This window comes from Kribbella sp. VKM Ac-2569 (genome assembly GCF_004216905.1).
GTDB lineage: Bacteria > Actinomycetota > Actinomycetes > Propionibacteriales > Kribbellaceae > Kribbella.
The window spans coordinates 2,667,033-2,687,569 of sequence record NZ_SGXJ01000001.1; the positions used below are offsets into that span (position 1 = coordinate 2,667,033).

Genomic DNA, 20,537 nt, shown 5'->3' on the forward strand with positions numbered 1-20,537 from the left:
CCACTTGTCCACAGGCCCGGATTGGCGTGCTCGGAGACGGCCCGATCCTCGTACTTTCTCTGCCGACAAGGAGGACCGACGATGCCCATCGACACCACCGAACATGCCCATGGCAACAACTCCCCTCATTCCAGCTCTCCCGACCTGGTGCTGCCACCGCTGTCCAGGCGGCAGGCCGATCGGCTCGTGCACCTCGCGCTGCGCACAGCCGCCGACCTCGGTCTCGCCGTTAGCTACCAGGGCGGCGCCGCACTCGTGCCCACCGACAGCTCCGCCGGCAACCCGGTTCTCGGACTCAGCAATCTCGCGCGCATCCTCGCCCACTTCGACGAGGACCGCTGGCCGCTGCTGATCGAGGAACACTTCCGCCAACTCCTGGAGCAGCTCCGCCAAGGACCACCGAAACCACCGGACGATCCCGAGCGCGAGCTGATCCAGCGGCTCGTCCCTCGCGACGCGCTGCCGCCCGACTGGACCGCGGACCGCCCCGATTTCCTCCCCGGCCTGATCTCCGTCCCGTCCGCGGAGGCCGACGGCATCGTCACCATGTACCTGGAGCCGGCCGACCTGGGCCTCATCTGGTCGGACGCCGAACGCTTCGGCCTCGCCAACCTCCGCCGCCTCGAGGACCAGGTCGAGTACGTCGATCACGACGACCTCCGCATCGCCTTCGTGTCCGGGACCGCCTTCGCGGCGTCCCGCGCGCTCGTCCTCGACACCGTTCTGCGCGAGTCCCTGCACGTCGAGCACGCGCCCCACGGTGTGCTCGCCGCGGTCCCGGCCCGGGACACGTTGCTGCTCCACGTGATCGAGGGCCTGACCGTCATCCCGGCGCTCGGCGTCCTGCTGAACGTCGCCGCCCGCTGCCACGCCCGTGATCCCGGCCCGCTGTCCCCGGACGTCTACCTGGTGACTCCCGATTTCACCTGGCACTCCGCCACGACGGCACTACCCGACCACACCCCACTGCGGCTGTCCCCCGAGCTCGAGACCCTCACCAAGCTCCTCGCGACGCGGGAGGCAACCAGCTGAGTCCCGCCGATGACAGCTGCCCGGAGCAACTACCAGGAACGACTATTCACCAGGAGGTGTGAAGTGCCCAGGCCAGTCGGAGTAGCGGATGCGGGTGATCGAGCGGACCTCGCCGATCGTGGACCACTCGTCCTTGCCGAGCCGGGCGAGCGGGCGCAGGCGATTGACGTCGGGGTGGTCGCCGTCCAGTACGGCGGCGTCGATCGCGAGGTGCCGGACCTGACCGATGACGAGGGTGCAGTCACCGAGTTCGAGGGTGGTGTGCAGCGTGCACTCGATCGCGACCGGCGACTCCGCGACCCGCGGTACGGCGATCGTCCGGGACGGTTCGGTCGTCACCCCGATCGCCTCGAACTCGGAGACCTCCGCCGGGAAGTTCGTCCCGGACGCGTTCACCTGTTCGTAGAGCTGCTCGGCGGCGAAGTTCACCACGAACTCGCCGGTCGCCTCGACATTGTTCAGGCTGTCCTTGCGCCCCACCGAGGTGAACTGCACCATCGGCGGCTGCACGGACGAGACCGTGAAGAACGAGCGCGGCGCCAGGTTCAGCACGCCGTCGGCCGATCGGCTCGACACCCACGCGATCGGTCGCGGCACGACCACGGAATTCAGCAGCGCATAGAACTCCCGTCGCCCGACGGTCTCCGGATTCACATCGACACGCACGCCCGCAGTACATCAAACTCGGTGGATGCCGCCGTACCCCGCCTCGCGGATCCGGGCGGCGGTTCGCGCGGACGAGGGAGATGTGGATTGGCTGCGGAGCTCGACTTCCTGGACGAGGTCGCTGCTGTGGCGCGGCGTCATGGCGTCGACCCCGGTGAGCTGAAGGAGGTCGCCGGCGGGGTGGCCAACCGGGGCTTCGTGCTCGGGGACGAACTGTTCCTGCGGGTGTGCCGGCCCGGGTACGAGGCCGATCTGCTGAAGGAGACCCACGTCGTGCCGGCCGCCCGGTCCGTCGGGGTGCGGACACCGGCGATCGTGGAGTACGACGACAGCGGCCGCCTGATTGCTGCGCCGTATGCGGTGATGGAGCGGGTCCACGGCACCGAGCCCACCGAGCTCCCCACCGGACTCGCCGAGCAACTCGCCCGCCTCCACCAAATCGAGCGGACGCCGGACGTCTCCGAGCTCGAGCTGTCTGAGCTGTCCGAGGACGGGTGGGGCGATCCGTGGCGGACGATCGACGAGCTCGCCGATCGCGGGTACGTCGATCCGGGGACGGCGAGTTGGCTGACCGGGTGGTTCACGCGGCTGGCGGAGCGCATCGACGGGAGCGGGCCGAAGGTGCTGATCCACGGAGACGTTGCCGCACACAACCTTCTCGCGGGGCCGGACGGGGACCTCCGGGCGCTCATCGACTGGGGTGACGCGGCCTGGGCGCCACGGGCCATGGACTTCGCCAAGCTTCCCCTGACCCAGGTCGCTGAACTGCTTCCGGACTACCTCCAGCACTCCCAGTCATCGGAGTCCGAGGAGGAACTCGCGGCGGCTGTCCTCTGGTTCCACCTGTTCTGGGGTCTCGCCAAACTCCCCGCCTCCCCTTGGCCCGGCCAACGCCACTGGACCGCTCCCACCACCAGCCGCGTGCTCAACGTCCTGCACTTCTTCACCACCGCTCCACCGGCGCCCTGGTCCGACCTCACCTAGGGTCAACGAGTGGGTGTGACCGGCAGGGTTGGAAGAGAGTTTCAGCCGTCTCGTCCCTGCCAGGTAGTCACGCAGACTTCGTTCCCCTCCAGGTCGGCAAGCACCCAGAACGCGGGGGCGCGCGTCGCGGACACAAGCCGGCCCCCAGCCGCCAGTGCGGTCTCGATGCGCCGTGATGCCTCGTCATGCGGAACACAGATGTCGAAGTGGATGCGATTGCGCTGCGGGCGCGCCCGGTCCATCTGCTGGAACCAGATCGCCGGGTCCTGCCCGAACGGGTCGACGAGCGGATCCTCCGGTCCCGTGGCACCCGCCTCGTCGGTATAGCCCAGCACCGCCTTCCAGAACGGCCGAATCCCGGCAATGTCCAGGGCATCGATCGCGATCTCCAGCATCTGGACGGATCGCGGTGCCCCCGTTCCGATTTCGGGCTCCGTCAGAAACCCGGACCTGTCAGCGGTGGCCGAGATCAGAAGCGCGAGTTCGACATCCCGGGTGGTCACCGCTGCGTGCTCCAACGACTGCAGCGTGAAGACGACCCGATCGGGGCGGGCATCGACCCGAAGGTGCCGGTCGGCGTCGTCGCCGCACGCCGCGACAGCGTCCGCCGCCAAGCCGATCGCCCGAGCCGACGACCCGACCGGGACCGACGTTCGCAAAGTGCCCAGCAAGAAGCGCCACCCAGCGTCCTGGACCGCCTCCGACGCTTCCTGCCGACTCAAGATCTGTTCCATATCCCCATCCTCGCAGCAGTCCCTGGCGATCAAGAAGGCGAGGTTCTTGATGTCAGTGATGCGGTTTCTGCTTGAAAACAAGGGGGTTTGCACTTGTTGTGACATGAGGCAGACTGGGGTTCCGTGACTGACTACGAGGCGGCTGCGAGCCGGTACGACGATCAGATGACCTACCGGCGAACGGGCCGGAGTGGACTGCAACTCCCGGCGATCTCGCTCGGGCTGTGGCACAACTTCGGCGACGACAAGCCGTTCACGACGCAGCGGGACATCCTGCGGCGGGCGTTCGACCTCGGCGTCACGCACTTCGACCTGGCGAACAACTACGGCCCGCCGTACGGGTCGGCCGAGACCAACTTCGGGACGCACTTCGCGCGGGACTTCAAGCGGTACCGCGACGAGCTGATCATCTCGACCAAGGCCGGGTACGACATGTGGCCGGGGCCGTACGGTCAGGGCGGCGGCTCCCGGAAGTACCTGCTCGCCTCGCTCGACCAGTCGCTGAGCCGGATGGGCCTGGACTACGTCGACATCTTCTACTCGCACCGGTTCGACCCGGACACGCCGCTCGAGGAGACGATGGGCGCGCTCGACGCGGCGGTCCGCTCGGGCAAGGCGCTGTACGCCGGCATCTCGTCGTACTCGGCGGACCGGACCCGGGAGGCGGCGCGGATCCTGCAGGAGCTCGGTACGCCGCTGCTCATCCACCAGCCGTCGTACTCGATGCTGAACCGGTGGATCGAGGAGGACCTGCTGGACGCGGTGGGTGACCTCGGGGTCGGCGTGATCGCGTTCTCGCCGCTGGCGCAGGGCGTGCTCACCGACCGGTACCTGGGCGGCATCCCGTCCGACTCGCGCGCGGCGCAGGGCAAGTCACTCAACCCGGACTCGCTGACCGAGGAAACGCTCAAGCACGTCCGCGCGCTGAACGACATCGCGAAGGAGCGCGGTCAGTCCGTCGCCCAGCTCGCGCTCGCCTGGACCCTTCGCGACGACCGCGTCACCAGCGCGCTGATCGGCGCCTCCAGCGTCGCGCAGCTCGAGGACAACCTCGCCACCGTGCGCAACCTCAAGTTCACTCCCGAGGAACTCGAGGCGATCGACGCCGACGCCGTAGAAGCCGGCATCAACCTCTGGAAGAAGAGTTCCGACGCCTGAGACGGCGCCGGAAACCAACCAGACCGAGTACGACGACCACGGCAGCCACCGCGACAAGACCGGCAGATCGGTACGACCAACCTCCGGTGGCCGCCGTGGGTGCCACAGCCGTGGTGTCCCCGGTGGGCCGGTTCGGGGCGACGGCGGGTGCCTTTGCCCGGATCGGCTTCAGGGTGACGTCGTTCCCGGTGCCGCCTCGGTAGGTGATGGCGTACTTGGTGGTGCCGAGGGTCAGCTCTGTCCCCTCACGGAGGCCGGTGAAGGTACCGACAACGGGACCTCGGCCGGCATTGTTCAGCAGGGTGATCTCTCCGGTGTGGCGTGGGCTGCCCGCCAATTGGAGCGACCCGGCGAGTGACACGGAGCCGGTGACCCGCGGCGCGGTCCTGTCCGTCCGGGTGATGAGGCGGGCGGCGGGCGTTTGGATGTAGCTACCGGCGACTGTGAAGGAGCCGTTCAGAGCGCCGGCGTTGACCAGGGTGCCGCCTGACACGGCGCCGGCGAGGGTGGACCTGCCGCTCAAGCTCACGACAGCGCGAGGGCCCGAGGTGAGCCTCGTCCCAGCAGCCATCGTGAGGTTCTGCAGGGTTTGGTTGCCGGTCAGTTCCAGGCGGGCACCGGCGCGGGTGAGGGCGACAGCACTGCTGGTGCGCAAGCTCCCGGCGGTGAGGGAGAGCGTGCCTTGGGAGATTGTGGTTCTGCCCGTGTAGGTGAGGCTTCCGGCGAGGCGGGTGGTGGCCGGGCCCGCCTGGGTGAAGGAGCCGCTGCCGCTGATCTTGGACAGCGAGATGGTGCTCCGCACGTTCTGCACCACGAGTGAGCCGCCGTTGATCACCCGGAACAGCGAAGCCTTCGTCAGCAGACTGCCGTCGCCGCCCGGTCGCCCGCTGCCGAGACGCAGGACGGCGCCACGCGAGATCGTCGTCGAACCGTCGTAGTACTGGTCGGCCGCAAACGTCACGTCGTTGCCGCGCACCCCCTTGATCACGACATCCCCGGCGCCCGGCGACTTGAGCGTGTCGTGGAAAACGCCGCCGCCGATCGGCGCACCCAGTGTCACCGGGCCGTTGTAGGCGAAGGTGAGCTTCGATCGGGACCGCGCCGCCAGCAGGTTGATGTAGACCGTGTCCGCGGTGCCGGGCATGAAGATCTCATCGGACGTACCGTCGCCCCACTGCACGTCGGCGCCCTTGATGTTCGTCCCGCGCTTGTTGCGGTCATGCGGGATCTTCCGCCAGTTCAGGCCCGGATCGCTGAGCGAAGGATCGGTGTCGCCACCTCGGTCGGAGTAGCTGTACTGCCCGGTGAGCACGACCTTGCCGCCCGGCCGCGACTGAACGTTGATGTCGCTGCCGTACTCGCGCTGGTAGAAGTTCTGCCGCAGTACGACGGTCTGATCCAGCGGAGTGTCGATCGTCCAGGTCCCCTGGTTCAGCACGGCACGCGCGTTGGGCAGTGCGACCGCGGTCTCGGGCTTGCCTGCCGCCGTACCGGTGCCGTTGTCGATCACGCCGGAGAAAGGCTGCGTGCCGGCGAGGTCGAGCGTTCCCCAGAGGAAGCGTGGCTGCGTGACCAGTCCGGAACCGCTGATCGTGCCGAGGTTGAAGGCGCGGGTCAGGGACAGCCGCAGAGTGCCGTTGACCTCGATGTTGTCCTGGTTGAGCTGGAAGCCGGGCGTGTTGTACGGGAACCGCCCGATCAGCCCGGTGCCCCCGCCGTTCCCGTACTGCAGCGTGGCGCCGCGGTCGACGATCACCGCCGGCGGGTCCGGGTTGCCGACGACGACGTACGGGTGATTGCCGCCAAGGATCCGCACGCTCTGCCGCTGCTTCGTACGAGGCACCGTGAAGTCGCTGTCGCGCGTCATGACCAGGGTGCCGCTTCCGCCGACCCGGAGCGTGCCTTCGCCGCCGATCACTCCGCCGTACGTCGTCGTACCCGCAGGCACCGTGACGACAGCATCACCACTGAGCGTCACGTTCCGTCCGGCGAGGATGTCGGCCGTGATGTCACCGGAAGCAGCCGCCGACCCGGGAAACATCACCGTGGCCAGCAGGAGGGAGGTCGCGAGCACCGCCCAACATTATGGAACGCAGGCCCCGGCGCCGAGCGATTCTGAGGATTCTTCACCTGGATCTGCGCAGCGGTTCGATCACGGAGCGCGGCGGGGCGATTGCGGTCCTGCGCGGTTGGGCACACGCTGGAAGGAGACCTTCTGGAGGTGGTTGCCATGACCGCTTCGACGCTCGAAATGGCCCTGACCTACGAACACGCACGGATTCGGGAGCTGGCCGAGCCGGCTCACCATCCGGACGCTGCGCACCCTGAGCACCGGCATCAGACGGACTGGTTCTACGCGATCGCGGCCCAGCATCTGGCCGCGGCCGAGGACGTGCTCCTCCCGCACGTCAGCCGGCTCCCCGACGGGAGTGACCTGGTCACCAGGTACGTCGGCAACGCGAAGGAACTCGAACGCTCGCTGCGCTTCCTCAAAGGACGGCAGTACGGCGACAGCCGGTTCCTGCATCTCCACCACGACGAGCTGTGGCAGCAGATCGACCGGCTGCTGAGCGAGCACGAGATGATCGAGACGACGTACAGCCGGCAGATCTCCGAGCAGCTCGACGACCCGCATGTGAACACGCTGACCGAGGACCTGCTGGAGGCAGAGGAGGCAGCGCCGACCAGAGCGCACCCGTCCTCCCCGCACACCGGCATGGCCGGGCGGCTGGCGCATCGCATGTGGCGGATGGCCGACACCGCCTGGGACAGCGCCGAGGGACGCGTCGTGCCGACCAAGTACCACGCGCACCCGAAGCGCGACTCAGCGCTCTCCCACTACCTGTACGGCACACCGATGCCACAGGAGGACGAACCCCACTAGACGGAAAAGAGGCCCGGCCCCGGCGGATGCCTCCGCCGAGACCGGGCCCGGTCTGCCGGCTCTCACTGCGCCTGGTTGTGGGAGCCGGCGTGCGGGTCCCGTCGCCGCTGCGCCTGGTGTGCGGTTCCGGGGCCCTGCGTCCTCCCCCGCTGCGCCTGGTGTGCGGGGGAGGACGGTCTGTGAGCTGGGTCGCCGCAACAGCTACCGGTACCCAGCACGTAGTCATTTGAGGCCGTCGATCGCCTTCTTCGCGCCGGGGTGCAGCGGCACCGGGTCGGTCTTGTCGGCGTTCTCCAGCTTGATGCCCTTGGCGGCCGCGTTCACCGCGACCAGTGCATCCATGTTGTCGTAGACAACCTTCGTCAGCTGCTCCGCGAGCTCGTCCTTCATGTCCTTGCGGACCAGCAGCACGTTCGGCACGATGATCGTCGCCACGTCGGCCGGCTGCTTGTACGTCGCCGCCGGGATCGGTGCCTGCGAGTAGACCGAGCCGTACTTCTCCTGCATCTTCGGCAGCAGATCCGCGATCGGCAAGAGCTTGACGCCCTTACCCATGCTGGTGAACAGGTCGGTGATGCCGCCGGTCGGCAGTCCACCGGACCAGACCAGAGCGTCGATCGACCCGGACTTCATCGCGTCCACCGACTCCGGCAGCCCGAGCCGCTGGGCGGTGACGTCCTTGGCCGGGTCGAGCCCGGCCGCCTCGATCAGCCGGCGTGCGATCACCTCGGTGCCGGAGTTCGGCGAACCGGTGGAGACCCGCTTGCCCTTCAGGTCCGCGATCGAGTTGATGTTCGCGGACGTCCGTACGGCGACCTGCGTGTAGTTGTTGTACAGCCGGGTGAGCGCGACCACGTCCTGCTTGGTCTTGAAGCTGTTCACGCCGTTCACCGCGTCCGCCGCCGAGTCACCGAGCGAGAACGCGATGTCGTAGTTCCCGCCGACCAGGCCCTGGATGTTCTGCACCGAGGCGCCGGTCTCGCTCGCCGTCGCCCGGTAGCCGGACATCTTCTGCGAGATCACCGAGGCCAGCGCACCACCGAGCTGGTAGTACACCCCCGTCGTGTTGCCGGTGGCAATCGTCAGCCGGCCGCCGGATTGCGTTCCGGAGCCGGACGGTTCCCGCTGGCCGCCACAGGCAGCAAGCGAAACCACGGCGACCAGTGCCACTGCAACGGTTCGGAGTCTCATGAGGCAAGGGTTCCTTCCTCGGCAGAGGTCTGGCGTTGCCGCCGGACCAGGTTGATGACGACGGCAACAAGTAGCAAACAGATTCCGGCGGTGATGGTTACGGGCGCGAGGTAGAGCAGCAGTGCGGCGGCCGGTACGCAGACCGCCCGCTCGAGCCAGGTCGCCCGGACGAACACCCAGCCGCCGGTGACCACGGCGAGCGCGGCCACGGCCAGCATCGACACCACCGTGGTCCACACCATGCCGACGAACGATCCCTGACCGAGCAGGTGCGCGCCGTTGTCGGTGAGCACGAACGCGAACGGCACCAGGAACGCCGGCAGCGTGTACTTCCACGCCTGCCACATCGTCGGCATCACCCGGCCACCGGTGATCGCGGAGGTCGCCACCGCGGCCAGCGCGGTCGGCGGCGACACCTCGGACAGTACGGCGTAGTAGAAGATGAACATGTACGCCTCGGGCTGTGTGACCCCGAGATTCACGAGCGCCGGCGCGATGATCACCGCCGCGATGATGAACGACGCGGTCACCGGCACCGCGAGTCCGAGGATCAGGACGGCGAACCCGGACAGCACCACGGTCAGGATCAGCACCACTGTGTGGTTGTCGGTCAGCCCCCGAGCCGCGTCGACGATGATCTCCGCCAGGTTCAGCCCGAGGCCGGTCTGCGTGGTGACCGCGACGATCACGCCCGCGGTCGCGCAGGTCGCCGCCACCGGCAGCACCGAACGGGTGCCCTGGGCAAGCGCCTTGAACAACGGCTTCCCGGTCAGCCGGTGCTCCCGGTCGAGGAACGACAACCCGAACTGGATGATCACCGCGTAGACCACGGCCTTGAACGGCGGTACGTCGACCGCCATGAATCCGATGATCACGAACAACGACAGGAAGTGGTACCCGAACCGCAGCAGCAATCGCAGCGCGGAGTCCTGAGAGGTCTCCGCGCTGGTCGTGCCGTGCTTGCGGGCGTCGATCTCGATCGCGAGCAGGATGCCCAGGTAGTACAGCAGCGTCGGGATCACGGCGAACCCGAGAACCTTGAGGTACGAGACCTGCAGGAACTCCGCGATGATGAACGCGGCCGCGCCGAGGGTGGGCGGGGACAGGATCGCGCCGATACCTGACGCGGCGAGCATTCCGCCTGCCGGTTCGGGCGGGTACCCGGCCCGGCGCAGGATCGGCCACGACACGGTGCCGAGCGACACCGCCGTCGCCGTACCCGAACCCGAGACGCTGCCGAGCAGGAAGCCCGCCAACGTGACCGTGCGACCGGGCGCCGTCCGGCTGCGCTTGAAGGCGGCGAACGACAGGTCGATGAAGAACTTGCCCGCGCCCGAGTAGTCGAGCACCGCGCCGTAGATGGTGAACAGCACGATGTACGACGCCGCGACCGTCAACGGCGTCCCGTAGAACCCCGCCGTACCCATCGTGAACTGCGCGATGATCGCGTCGAAGTTGAAGCCCTGGTGTGAGAGCGACCAGGTGTAGGGCAGGTAGCCGCCGTAGTACGCGTAGGCGATGAAAACCAGGCTGAACACCGGAAGCACCCAGCCAGTCGTACGACGGCACGCCTCGAGCAACAGGATCAGCAACACAGCCCCTGCCGCCACGTCCAGCGCAGAAGGAGCCTGCCGGCGCTCCAGGTACCCGTCGAAGTCGAAGAGCGGGTAGACGCACACCGCCAGCGCGACGAGGGCCAGGACCCAGTCCGCCACGCCCGGGTCGTCGTGCGACCGCGCCTTGAACGGATTGATGACCGCAGGCACGCGAAAACCGCGGTAACACAGCAACGTCAGCGGCAGAACCGCTGCGAGAAAGATCACCAAGTAGAACTGCGTGCCTTGTGGTAGAGGGACGAACACCTGCGCTAGTACGCCGACGCTGATGATTGCGCACCAGACCGAAACCACCCGATCCAGGGCAGGACGAAGCCGCCGAGCGGGCCGTTCCTGCTCGTACTCGGCCAGTTCTTCCTCAGAGGGCACGGTTACGCCGCCCCCGCCAGCACCGACAGTCATCGAGCGGTTCCCTCCTGTGTGCGGAAGGCTAATGTTGCCGAACACTGCGTGGAGTCGTGTGATTACGTCTTTACCAAGATCTGACACATCAGGCCGTGACCTGGCCTACGATCACCGCATGAGTGGCGCGGTGCGGATTCTGCTGGTCGAGGACGATCTCGATATCGCCAATGCCCTGATACCCGCTTTGCGGCGTTACGGCCTGATGGTGACCCATGTCCGCACGGCCGCGGATGCCTTGGCGGCGGATCCCGGCGACCTGGTTCTGCTGGACCTCGGGCTGCCGGACGGGGACGGTATCAACGTGTGCCGGCAGATCCGGACGGTGTCCGACGTACCGGTGATCGCGGTGACGGCGCGCGGCGAGGCGGCCGACCGGGTGCGCGGCCTGCGCAGCGGCGCCGACGACTACGTGGTGAAACCGTTCGCGATTTCCGAGCTGCTGGCCCGCATCGATGCTGTACTTCGTCGTACCGGCCTCTTGCAGCCCCGCCCCCGGGTGACCGTCGGCGACCTGACCGTGGACATCGAGGCCCGGACGGTTCAGGTGGCGGACAAGCCCATCAGTCTGACCCGCAAGGAGTTCGACGTGCTCGCAGTGCTGGCCGCTCACCACGGCCGGGTGGTTCCCCGTGAACAGGTCGCGCTGTACGCCTGGCAGTCGGTCTTCGAGGCGTCGTCGCGCACCATGGACGTCCACGTCGCCAGCCTGCGCGCCAAGCTCGGCCGGCCCGAACTGGTGCAGACCATCCGCGGCGTCGGCTACCGCCTGGGTTCGGACTGACCGTTGCGCCGTCGACTGCTGCAGTCCCTCGTCCCGATGGTCGTCGCGCTGGCGATCGTCGCTGTGATCCCGCTGGCGAACTTCATCGCCACGAGTAACTCACGCACGCTCTTCCTGTCCCGCAGCAACGACGCGGACTGGTTCGCCGCGATGGCCGAATCCCCGTTGCAGACCGGCGACATCGCGAACCTGCGTGAGCTCACGGTCCGGTACCAGGAGCTCTACGACACCCCTGTCTTCGTCGTCGACGTCGACTCCCGCGTCATCGCCACCTCGGTTTCCGGTGTAGACGTGAAGGAAGAAGACATCTCGACCGCCCTGCACAGCACGCTGGCCGGGCGTCTCCCACCCGAGCCGCCGGCGCTGTGGCCGTGGGCCGCCGGCGAGATGATCGTGTCCCGCCCCGTCGTCAACAACGGCAGCGTCCTCGGCGCCGCCGTACTGCGGGTGCCGACGGACAAGGCCCGTGACCAGGTGCAGCGCGGTCTGCTGCTGCTTCTCGGCGGCCTGCTGATCAGCATCGGCGCGATCATCATCGGTATCGTCCGGCCGATCACCCGCTGGGTACTGCGGCCGCTGCAGGACCTCGACAACGCCACCCACCAGATCACCCGCGGCGCGCTCGACACCAGGGTCTCGACCGACGGCCGTGCACCGGAGCTCCGCCGGCTGGGCGACAGCTTCAACTCGATGGCGCTGAGCCTGCACCAGGCCCGGCAGCGTGAGCGCGAGTTCGTCGCCGACGCGTCGCACCAGCTGCGGACGCCGCTGACGTCGGCCCGGATCCACATCGAGGGCCTGTCCCGGCTGTCGCCGACCGCGCGGTTCGCGCTCAGTGACATCGACCGGCTCGGCCGGATCGTCCAGCGGCTGTCCCGGCTGGCCGGCTCCGACCGCCCGTCCGCCGATGCCGAGGGCAACGAAGAGCCGCTGGACCTGGCCCAGGCGGTGAAGGAGCGGCTGGTCGGCTGGAAGGCCGTGTACTCCGCCGACGACCTGGAGCTGATCATCGGCGAGATGGTCCCGGGCGGAGTCGCGCCGGAGCTCGAGGTCGACGACATCCTCGACGTACTGCTCGACAACGCGTCCAAGTACGGTGCGCCGCCGGTGGAGGTCTCGGTCACCCGGGACGGCACCGAGGTGGTGATGTCGGTGCGCGACCACGGTCTGGGGCTCGGATCGCGGGACCTGAAGAAGGTCGGCGAGCGGTTCTGGCGCAGCGCGCATCACCGGGAGATGCCGGGGACCGGTCTCGGCCTGGCGATCGTGCGCTCCGAGGCGGCCCGAGTCGGCGGCCGTGTGGTCGCCCGGCCGCCGATCGGCGGTGGCCTCGTGATCGAGGTCCGCGTCCCGCTGATCGACGACTACGACGTCTGAGCCTTTGGGCGATACCGCTCAGATGTGATTCTGGCGGTACCAGCGTTCCGCCGCCGGATGCAGCGGGACGGGCATGGTGGCGATCGCCGAGCGGGGGTCCAGGGCGCCGGCTTCGGGGTGCTTCGGGATCAGGTCGTTCTGCCGGCGGAACAGGGTGTTCACCGTCCACCACGCCCAGGAGTCCGACAGGTTCGGCTTCGCGATCAGGAGGTTCGGGACCGCCAGCGTCGGCACCGAGCTCGCCAGCCCGTACTGCGACGGCGGGATCGCGGACACCATGAACCCGCCGAACTCCTTCAGCGCGATCGCCTCCGCGACGGTGTCGATGTTCAGCAGCCGGAACCCGATGCTCTTCTGCAGGTCGGCGATCGGCGAGGTCGGGACACCGCCGCTCCAGATGAACGCGTCGATCGTGCCTCGCTTGGCATTGTCCTTGGGCTGCAGCGCGGCCACCATCTGCTCCAGCGTCAGGTTCTTCCGGACCACGTCGATCTTGGCCGGGTCCAGCGTCGGGTATTTCTTGATCAGGTCGGCCTTGGCCTTGCTCAGGATCAGGTTCGCGACGATCTCGGTCCCGGACTCCTTCGGGCCGACGCCGACGACCATCTTCCGGTTCGGGTCGTCCGTGCTCGGGAACAGGTCGTCGAGCTTCGATGCCTTCGACGCCATCGGTACGACGACGTGCACGTAGTTGTCGTAGACGCGGGCGAGCGCAAAGAACCGCAGCGGGCGGCCGGTACTGAACTCCCCGGTGCCGTCGTAGGCCGCGAGCGCGGAGTCCGACGTACAGAATCCGAGGTCGGCCTTGCGGCCGGCGACCTTGAACAGGTTGTCCACCGACCCGTCGCTGACCATCGGCTTCAGCTCCATGCCGGTGACCTCGCTGACCAGCGAGCTGAGCGCCGTGCCGAACGTGTTGTAGACACCGTTCAGGTTCCCGGTGGAGAACACCCCGGCCTCCGACGGCGCCGGTTCGTCCGCGCGGCCGCGCGAGCACCCGGGCAGCAGCAGTCCCGACGCGGCGGCGGCACCGAGGCCGAGCACGCTGCGCCGCGTCATTCCGGTCCGTGTCATCCCAGTCGGCCGAGCAGGGGGCAGCAGGCGGGGGCGATCCATGCAGACAACCTAGACAACAATGAGGGCTTGGGGGTAGCCGTGTCGGCTGCCCGCAATCCAACCGCTACTCACAGAGATTCACACAGCAAGAGTCAAACTGCGTCTGGACGCATCCGGGGTCGGTGTGACAGCGTTGTCATCGGTGCGGTCCTATCGGCCGCGTGAGGATCCTTTCCCGGAGGCTGATTTCGTGCACGACGACCGTCAACTCATCGAGGAGCGGCTGAAGCGCGCCCTGCGGGAGCGACTCCGCCCCGCGATCTACGGCGCGGCGGTCCCGCTCGACATCGAGGTGTGGCACGCACCCGGTGAGCCGGTGTCCCCCGCCGAGGCGCTGGCGCAGACCTACGAGAAGGCCGAGATCGGCCTGCCGTGGGGTCCCGCCTGGGGCACCGCGTGGTTCAGGTTCAGCGGTCAGGTGCCGGCCGAGTGGGCCGGCCGCGAGATCGAGGCGGTCATCGACCTCGGCTTCAGCGGCGGCCCCGGCTTCTCCGCGGAGGGCCTGGTGCACACCACCTCCGGCCGGCCGCTGAAGGGCCTGCACCCGCGGCAGACCTACGCCCCGCTGTCGATCCTCGGCCCGGACGGTACGGCGGCATCGCCGGGCGACCGGATCGAGTTCTACGTCGAGGGTGCCGCGAACCCGGAGATCCCGCTCGACAACGCCTACGCGAAGGTCGACATCGGCGCCAAGCTCGGTGAGACCCCGATCTACCAGCTCACCCGCGCCGACCTGGCCGTGTTCAACGCCGAGGTGTGGGACCTGATCCTGGACCTCGAGTCGCTCGACGGCCTGCAGCGCGAGCTGTCGCTGCAGGACCCGCGCCGCAAGGAGATCCTGCGGGCGCTCAGCCGTTCGCTGGACGCGCTCGACTACGAGAACGTGGCCGGCACCGCCGCGGACGCCCGCGCCCAGCTCACCGACGTACTGAGCCGGCCGGCGCACGCGAGCGCGCATCAGCTGTCCGCGGTCGGTCACGCGCACATCGACTCCGCCTGGCTCTGGCCGCTCCGGGAGACCCGCCGCAAGGTGGCCCGGACCGTGTCCAACGTCGCCACTCTGGCCGAGGAGTACCCCGAGCTGGTCTTCGCGTTCTCGCAGGCCCAGCAGCACGCCTGGGTGAAGGACAACTACCCGGAGGTCTGGGAGCGGCTGAAGAAGGCCGTTGCCGAGGGCACCATCGTTCCGGTCGGCGGCATGTGGGTCGAGTCCGACACCAACCTGCCCGGCAGCGAGGCGCTGGCCCGGCAGTTCGTGCACGGCAAGCGGTTCTTCCTGGACGAGTACGGCATCGACACCCAGGAGGTCTGGCTGCCGGACTCGTTCGGCTACACCGCGGCACTGCCGCAGCTGGTGAAGCTGTCCGGCTCGAAGTGGTTCCTGACCCAGAAGATCTCCTGGAACAAGGAGAACAAGTTCCCCCACCACACCTTCTGGTGGGAGGGCCTCGACGGGACCCGGGTGTTCACCCACTTCCCGCCGATCGACACCTACAACTCGGACCTGTCCGGTCGCGAGCTGGCGCACGCGCAGCGGAACTTCCAGGAGAACGGCGCCGCGACCCGGTCGCTGGTTCCGTTCGGGTACGGCGACGGCGGTGGCGGCCCCACCCGTGAGTTCGTCGCGACCGCGCGCCGGGTGGCGAACCTGGAGTCCTCGCCGAAGGTGACCATCGAGTCCCCGACCGAGTTCTTCGCCGCCGCCGAGGACGAGTACAGCGAGCACGCGCCGGTCTGGTCCGGTGAGCTCTACCTGGAGATCCACCGGGCGACGTACACCTCGCAGGCGAAGACCAAGCAGGGCAACCGGCGCAGCGAGCACCTGCTCCGCGAGGCCGAGCTGTGGAGCGCGGCGGCCGTCGTCGCGGGCAAGCTCGACACGTACCCGTACGACGACCTCGACCGGCTGTGGAAGGTCGCGCTGCTGCACCAGTTCCACGACATCCTGCCGGGCTCCTCGATCTCGTGGGTGCACCGCGAGGCGGAGGCGACGTACGCGCGGGTCGCCGAGGAGCTGAACGCGATCATCTTGCACGCGCAGCAGGCGCTGGCCGGTGAGGGCTCCGCGCAGATCGTCTTCAACGCCGCGCCGCACACGCGCAACGGCGTTGCCGGACTCGGTGCGGGGATCGCAGCCGGCGAAGGTCAGGCCGTCTCGATCGAGAACGGCGTACTGGACAACGGAGTCATCCGGGTCACGATCGACGAGCGCGGCCTGATCACCTCGCTGTACGACGTCGAGGCGCAGCGCGAGGTCATCGCACCGGGTGCCGTGGGCAACCTTCTGCAGCTGCACGTGGACACCCCGAACCACTGGGACGCGTGGGACGTCGACTCGTTCTACAAGAACAACGTCCGGGACGTGACCGAGGTCGACAGCGTCGACTTCAGCACCGCGGACGGGGTCGCGACCGTGGTCGTGAAGCGGTCCTTCAACCGGTCCACGGTGACCCAGACGCTGCGGGTCCGCCCGGGCGCGAAGCGGGTCGACATCGAGACCGAGATGGACTGGCACGAGGCGGAGAAGTTCCTCAAGGCGGCGTACCCGGTCGACGTGCACGCGGACCGGTCGGCGTCCGAGACGCAGTTCGGGCACATCTTCCGGCCGACCCACCAGAACACCTCGTGGGACGCGGCGAAGTTCGAGATCGCGGCGCACCGCTGGGTGCACGTCGGCGAGCCGGGGTACGGCGTTGCCGTGGTCAACGACTCGACGTACGGCCACGACATCAACCGGACCGCGCGGGAGGACGGCGGTACGACGACCACGATCCGCACCTCGCTGATCCGGGCGCCGCGGTTCCCCGACCCGTTGACCGACCAGGGCGTGCACACCGTGAACCACGCGCTCGTGGTCGGCGCCGGGATCCCGGAGGCGATCGAGGAGGGCTACCGGATCAACCTTCCGGAGCGGGTCGTCAGCGGCGCCGCTGGCGTCGAGCCCATCGTTGCCGTTGACAACGACAACGTGATCGTCGAGGCGCTGAAGCTGGCCGACGACGAGTCCGGTGACGTGGTCGTCCGGCTGTACGAGTCCAGCGGCGGCCGCTCCCGCGCCACCGTCACACCGTCGTTCGCGGCGGCGTCGGTGACCGAGGTCGACCTGCTCGAGCGGCGCCTGGCGGACCGGGACCTGAAGGACAACGGAGTCACCTTCGAGCTCCGCCCCTTCCAGATCCTGACGCTGCGCTTCAAGCGTTCCTGATCCACCCCACCGCGAAGGCCCGCCCAACCCTCCTTGGGCGGGCCTTCCCCATTTCCCTGGCCGACCCAGCAATTTGGCTGGTCTGCCAGGCAAATCGGGGGTTCCTGACCCTGAGAATGGGTCCGGAACCCCCGATTTGATGGGTGGGCCAGGGAAATGGGGCCTCAGTGGGCCGCGGTGGCGACGAGCTGACGAAGGCGGCCATGCCCGCGGATCGTCGCAGCACTTGTCGCTTTCGATGCCGGGCGTTCACCCGGCTGACGTAGCGTGAAAGGTATGGCTCCGACACCTTTGCTCGGTTCCCGGACGCTCGACCGCCAGACGGCCCGCACACTGCCGCCCGGACCGAAGCTGCCGACCCTCGCGCAGACCGTGCTGTTCGCGAGTCATCGCAGGACGTTCTTCCCGCGGATGCGGGAGAAGTACGGCGACGTGTTCACGATCCGCCTGGTGCCGTCGAGCCGCGTGTGCGTCGTCCTGAGCCGCCCCGATCACATCCGCGAGGTGTTCGGCAGCCCGCCGGCGGTGATGCACGCCGGCGAGGGGAACACGGTGCTGGAGCCGATCATGGGTTCGCACTCGTTGCTGCTGCTCGACGACGAGGACCACGTGCGAATGCGGAAGCAGCTGATGCCCGCCTTCTCGGGTCCGGCCCTGCGCGGGTACGCCGCGATGGTGTTCGAGCTCGCCCAGGCCGAGGTGGCGAAGTGGCCGGTCGGGAAGCCGTTCAAGGTGCATCACCGGATGCGGAACCTGACGCTGGAGATCATCCTGCAGGTGATCTTCGGCGTCACCGACGTCGACCGGCTGAATACCCTGCGCCCGTTGATGGACAAGATCGTGTCGGTGCCGCCGGTGATCATGCTCGGCGGCTTCTACCCGCCGCTGCTCCGGGTGCGGCCGTGGAAGACGTACCTGGACACGCAGAAGCAGGTCGACGAGATCCTGTACGACGAGATCGCCGCGCGACGCGAGACGTTCGCCGGGCGCAACGACGTACTCTCGCGGTTGCTTGCCGCGGGCAACTGGTCGGACGTGGAGCTGCGGGATCAGCTGGTGACGCTACTGCTGGCCGGGCACGAGACGACGGCGACCGCGCTGGCGTGGGCGTTCCACGAACTGGCGCGCCGGCCGGCGGATCTGGAGTTCGGTCAACGCGCCGCCGACGCCGGCTCCGACGACGAACTCGAAGCGATCGTCAAGGAAGCGCTGCGGCTGCATCCGGTCGTTTACCAGGTCGGCCGGCGCCTCACCGAGACCACCGACGTCGCCGGCTACCGGCTTCCCCGCGGTACGACGATCATGGCCGCGATCGGTCTGGTCCACCGGGACGCGGAACATTTCCCGCAGCCGCAGGAGTTCCGGCCGCAACGCTTCCTGGCCGACGATCCGCCCGCGCCCGGCACCTGGATGCCGTTCGGCGGCGGAGCCCGGCGGTGCATCGGCGCCGGATTCTCCCTGATGGAAGCCACCGAGATCCTCCGCGCCGCCCTCACCGCCTACGACTTCCAGGCCCCGCACCCCAAACCCGAACCGGCCCAGGCCAAGAACGTCACCCTGGTCCCCCGCCACGGCGCCGAAATCCTCGTCACGCGCAGATAGGTCAGTCCTCCAGGTCGCCGACATCTCCCAGGTCGACGTCGCGGTAGTTCTCGAGGTCCGTCTCGTCGTCGTCCTCGAGTTCGAACTCGTCGCCGTCGACGACGTGTACGGCGGCTTCCTCAGCGCCGGCGGCGGCGCCGTCGATGCCGACGTCCTCGGCGTACAGCTCGCTGTCCTCGTCGTTGTGTGCACCCTCGTCGGAGGCGACCAGGCGGCCGGAGCGTTCGGTGCCGACCTCCGGGCCGCCGACGTCCTCCCCGCCTTCGGCGTACGGGTCGGAGTCCGGGACCTCCTGCGCGATCCGCTGGTCCAGCGTCTCGCCCTGGAGCGCCTCGTCGGCCGTCGTGCCGAAGCCTTCGCCCGCGGACCACTTCTCCGGCGGCGAGTACCCCTCGTCGAGCAGGTCGTCCACGCCACGGTCGTTGAGGGTGTCCTCCGCCTGCAGCTGATCCTCGTCGTCCACGGAGTAGCTGCCGTAGTCCTCACGGTTGTTCTCGGTCATGAGGCAACAGTGAACCGCAGAGCGCCGATGAATCAAGCTGGCGCACCCATCCCGCAGAATGGGGCGCGTGGATCCGGTCAGGCTGACGTTGGACCAGTTGCGGGAACTGCGCGACGACATCGCGCCGCAGGCCGCGCGGCGGTCCCGTGCCTCGATCCGCCGGCGGATCGAACGCTGGCGCAGCCGGGTCTTCTTCATCGCCCAGTGCGCGCTCGCCGCCGGCGCCGCCTGGGCCATCGCGCGGTACGCCGTCGGCCACAAACAGCCGTTCTTCGCACCGGTCGCCGCGATGATCTGCCTCGGCTTCAGCTTCGGCCAGCGTCTCCGCCGGGTCGCCGAGGTGATGGTCGGGGTGGCGGTCGGGGTCGGCGTCGGCGACCTGTTCGTCAAGGTCTTCGGGACCGGCCTGGCGCAACTCGTCTTGGTGATCGCGCTCGCGATGAGCATCGCCGTACTGCTCGGCGCCGGGAACCTGATGACGACCCAGGCCGGCGTCCAGGCCGCGATCGTCACCACGCTGCTGCCCAACCCCGGCGCCGGCTTCAGCCGCTGGCAGGACGCGGCGCTCGGCGGGCTGGTCGCGCTGGCGGCCGCCACGATCGCCCCGGCCGCGGCCATCAGGCGTCCTCGGCAACAGGCGTCCGGCGTCCTGAACGAGCTGGCCGAGATCCTGGTCGAGACCGCCGACGGCCTGCGCGAACGCGACGAGGAGGCCGTCACCGACGCGCTCCGCCGCGCCCGCGCGAGCGAGTCCCGGCTCGACGACCTGCGCAGCGCCGCCGAGGAAGGGGTCGCGGTCGTCAGGCTGTCACCGTTCCGCCGCCGGCACCGCGGGCGGGTCCAGGAGATCGCCGATCTCGTCGTACCGCTGGACCGGGCGATCCGGAACACGCGGGTCCTGGTACGCCGGTGCGCGGTGTCCGTGTGGCGCGACGAGCGGATGCCCGACGAGTACCCGATGCTGCTCGAACGCCTCGCCGACGGTACCCGCCTGATCGGCGAGTCACTGTTCGAACCGGCCGCCGACGTCGCAGCGCACCGCGTGCTGGGCGAGCTGGGCCGCCGTACGGCGGAGATGCCGCTGCCGATCGGCCTGTCCGCGGTCGTCGTCCTCGGTCAGCTCCGCTCCACGATCATCGACCTGCTCGAACTGACCGGCACGTCGTACGACGACGCCCGGAAGCTCGTCCCCCTCCGCCTGGACGGGCTCGACGAGAAGTAGCCGGCCCCAGGTGACTCAGGTCACATCGCGGATTCCCGTCATACCTTCGGGCCTCCGGCGTC

Annotated in this window: 16 protein-coding genes; 9 read left to right on the plus strand and 7 right to left on the minus strand. The window is 68.6% G+C overall.

Annotated features, from left to right (window positions below):
- Nucleotides 1-81 precede the first annotated feature (81 nt).
- Nucleotides 82-1,032: a hypothetical protein gene (locus EV649_RS12680; protein WP_130383402.1), complete on the plus strand. Its 951-nt coding sequence runs from the start codon at nt 82-84 to the stop codon at nt 1,030-1,032.
- A 42-nt stretch (nt 1,033-1,074) separates the two neighbouring features.
- On the opposite strand, the gene EV649_RS12685 is transcribed toward EV649_RS12680, so the two are convergent.
- Nucleotides 1,075-1,698 (minus strand): flavin reductase family protein, encoded by a 624-nt coding sequence (locus tag EV649_RS12685; protein ID WP_130383403.1) that lies wholly within the window; start codon nt 1,696-1,698, stop codon nt 1,075-1,077.
- Nucleotides 1,699-1,785: 87 nt separating this feature from the next.
- On the opposite strand from EV649_RS12685, the gene EV649_RS12690 reads away from it, so the two are divergent.
- Nucleotides 1,786-2,682: an aminoglycoside phosphotransferase family protein gene (locus EV649_RS12690; RefSeq protein ID WP_157996232.1), complete on the plus strand. Its 897-nt coding sequence runs from the start codon at nt 1,786-1,788 to the stop codon at nt 2,680-2,682.
- Nucleotides 2,683-2,723: 41 nt separating this feature from the next.
- On the opposite strand, the gene EV649_RS12695 is transcribed toward EV649_RS12690, so the two are convergent.
- Nucleotides 2,724-3,521, minus strand: a complete 798-nt coding sequence (locus tag EV649_RS12695) for a VOC family protein (protein ID WP_241998049.1) — start codon at nt 3,519-3,521, stop codon at nt 2,724-2,726.
- A gap of 18 nt (nt 3,522-3,539) precedes the next feature.
- Between EV649_RS12695 and mgrA the strand changes: the two genes are divergently transcribed.
- Nucleotides 3,540-4,574: an L-glyceraldehyde 3-phosphate reductase gene (gene mgrA / locus EV649_RS12700; RefSeq protein ID WP_130383404.1), complete on the plus strand. Its 1,035-nt coding sequence runs from the start codon at nt 3,540-3,542 to the stop codon at nt 4,572-4,574.
- Here mgrA and EV649_RS12705 read toward each other — a convergent pair.
- Nucleotides 4,543-6,648, minus strand: a complete 2,106-nt coding sequence (locus EV649_RS12705) for a hypothetical protein (protein ID WP_198682418.1) — start codon at nt 6,646-6,648, stop codon at nt 4,543-4,545. The genes mgrA and EV649_RS12705 overlap by 32 nt on opposite strands.
- A 156-nt stretch (nt 6,649-6,804) precedes the next feature.
- Between EV649_RS12705 and EV649_RS12710 the strand changes: the two genes are divergently transcribed.
- Complete coding sequence (locus tag EV649_RS12710) at nt 6,805-7,458, plus strand: hypothetical protein (protein ID WP_130383405.1); 654 nt, start codon at nt 6,805-6,807, stop codon at nt 7,456-7,458.
- A 222-nt stretch (nt 7,459-7,680) separates the two neighbouring features.
- Here EV649_RS12710 and EV649_RS12715 read toward each other — a convergent pair whose 3' ends face one another.
- Entirely contained in the window at nt 7,681-8,649 is a 969-nt protein-coding gene (locus EV649_RS12715) for a TAXI family TRAP transporter solute-binding subunit (RefSeq protein WP_130383406.1), read from the minus strand.
- Nucleotides 8,646-10,667 (minus strand): TRAP transporter fused permease subunit, encoded by a 2,022-nt coding sequence (locus EV649_RS12720; RefSeq protein ID WP_130383407.1) that lies wholly within the window; start codon nt 10,665-10,667, stop codon nt 8,646-8,648. The genes EV649_RS12715 and EV649_RS12720 overlap by 4 nt, the downstream gene beginning before the upstream one ends.
- A gap of 118 nt (nt 10,668-10,785) precedes the next feature.
- Here EV649_RS12720 and EV649_RS12725 point away from each other — a divergent pair, with 118 nt between their 5' ends.
- Both EV649_RS12725 and EV649_RS12730 read left to right on the plus strand, forming a co-directional pair.
- Nucleotides 10,786-11,451 carry a response regulator transcription factor gene (locus EV649_RS12725; RefSeq protein ID WP_012918592.1) on the plus strand — a complete coding sequence of 222 codons (666 nt, stop codon included), beginning with the start codon at nt 10,786-10,788 and terminating at the stop codon, nt 11,449-11,451.
- 3 nt (nt 11,452-11,454) lie between these two features.
- Complete coding sequence (locus EV649_RS12730; RefSeq protein ID WP_241998051.1) at nt 11,455-12,828, plus strand: HAMP domain-containing sensor histidine kinase; 1,374 nt, start codon at nt 11,455-11,457, stop codon at nt 12,826-12,828.
- Nucleotides 12,829-12,846: 18 nt separating this feature from the next.
- On the opposite strand, the gene EV649_RS12735 is transcribed toward EV649_RS12730, so the two are convergent.
- Nucleotides 12,847-13,944 (minus strand): TAXI family TRAP transporter solute-binding subunit, encoded by a 1,098-nt coding sequence (locus EV649_RS12735; protein ID WP_241998052.1) that lies wholly within the window; start codon nt 13,942-13,944, stop codon nt 12,847-12,849.
- 190 nt (nt 13,945-14,134) lie between these two features.
- On the opposite strand from EV649_RS12735, the gene EV649_RS12740 reads away from it, so the two are divergent.
- Both EV649_RS12740 and EV649_RS12745 read left to right on the plus strand, forming a co-directional pair.
- On the plus strand, nt 14,135-17,149 hold the full coding sequence (locus tag EV649_RS12740; protein ID WP_130383408.1) for a glycoside hydrolase family 38 C-terminal domain-containing protein: 3,015 nt from the start codon (nt 14,135-14,137) through the stop codon (nt 17,147-17,149).
- 276 nt (nt 17,150-17,425) lie between these two features.
- The gene (locus tag EV649_RS12745) at nt 17,426-18,751 is read left to right on the plus strand and encodes a cytochrome P450 (RefSeq protein ID WP_130383409.1); all 1,326 of its coding nucleotides are present in this window, start codon (nt 17,426-17,428) and stop codon (nt 18,749-18,751) included.
- 1 nt (nt 18,752) lies between these two features.
- Here EV649_RS12745 and EV649_RS12750 read toward each other — a convergent pair whose 3' ends face one another.
- Entirely contained in the window at nt 18,753-19,253 is a 501-nt protein-coding gene (locus EV649_RS12750; protein ID WP_130383410.1) for a DUF5709 domain-containing protein, read from the minus strand.
- Between the two features lie 58 nt (nt 19,254-19,311).
- Between EV649_RS12750 and EV649_RS12755 the strand changes: the two genes are divergently transcribed.
- On the plus strand, nt 19,312-20,475 hold the full coding sequence (locus EV649_RS12755; RefSeq protein WP_130383411.1) for an FUSC family protein: 1,164 nt from the start codon (nt 19,312-19,314) through the stop codon (nt 20,473-20,475).
- Nucleotides 20,476-20,537 lie beyond the last annotated feature (62 nt).

Coding starts and splice junctions, on each gene's coding strand:
- EV649_RS12680 (WP_130383402.1), top strand. CDS start 82: ATGCCCATCGACACCACCGAACATGCCCATGGCAACAACTCCCCTCAT.
- EV649_RS12695 (WP_241998049.1), bottom strand. CDS start 3,521: ATGTCACAACAAGTGCAAACCCCCTTGTTTTCAAGCAGAAACCGCATC.
- EV649_RS12710 (WP_130383405.1), top strand. CDS start 6,805: ATGACCGCTTCGACGCTCGAAATGGCCCTGACCTACGAACACGCACGG.
- EV649_RS12715 (WP_130383406.1), bottom strand. CDS start 8,649: ATGAGACTCCGAACCGTTGCAGTGGCACTGGTCGCCGTGGTTTCGCTT.
- EV649_RS12720 (WP_130383407.1), bottom strand. CDS start 10,667: ATGACTGTCGGTGCTGGCGGGGGCGGCGTAACCGTGCCCTCTGAGGAA.
- EV649_RS12725 (WP_012918592.1), top strand. CDS start 10,786: ATGAGTGGCGCGGTGCGGATTCTGCTGGTCGAGGACGATCTCGATATC.
- EV649_RS12735 (WP_241998052.1), bottom strand. CDS start 13,944: ATGGATCGCCCCCGCCTGCTGCCCCCTGCTCGGCCGACTGGGATGACA.
- EV649_RS12745 (WP_130383409.1), top strand. CDS start 17,426: ATGGCTCCGACACCTTTGCTCGGTTCCCGGACGCTCGACCGCCAGACG.
- EV649_RS12750 (WP_130383410.1), bottom strand. CDS start 19,253: ATGACCGAGAACAACCGTGAGGACTACGGCAGCTACTCCGTGGACGAC.
- EV649_RS12755 (WP_130383411.1), top strand. CDS start 19,312: ATGGGGCGCGTGGATCCGGTCAGGCTGACGTTGGACCAGTTGCGGGAA.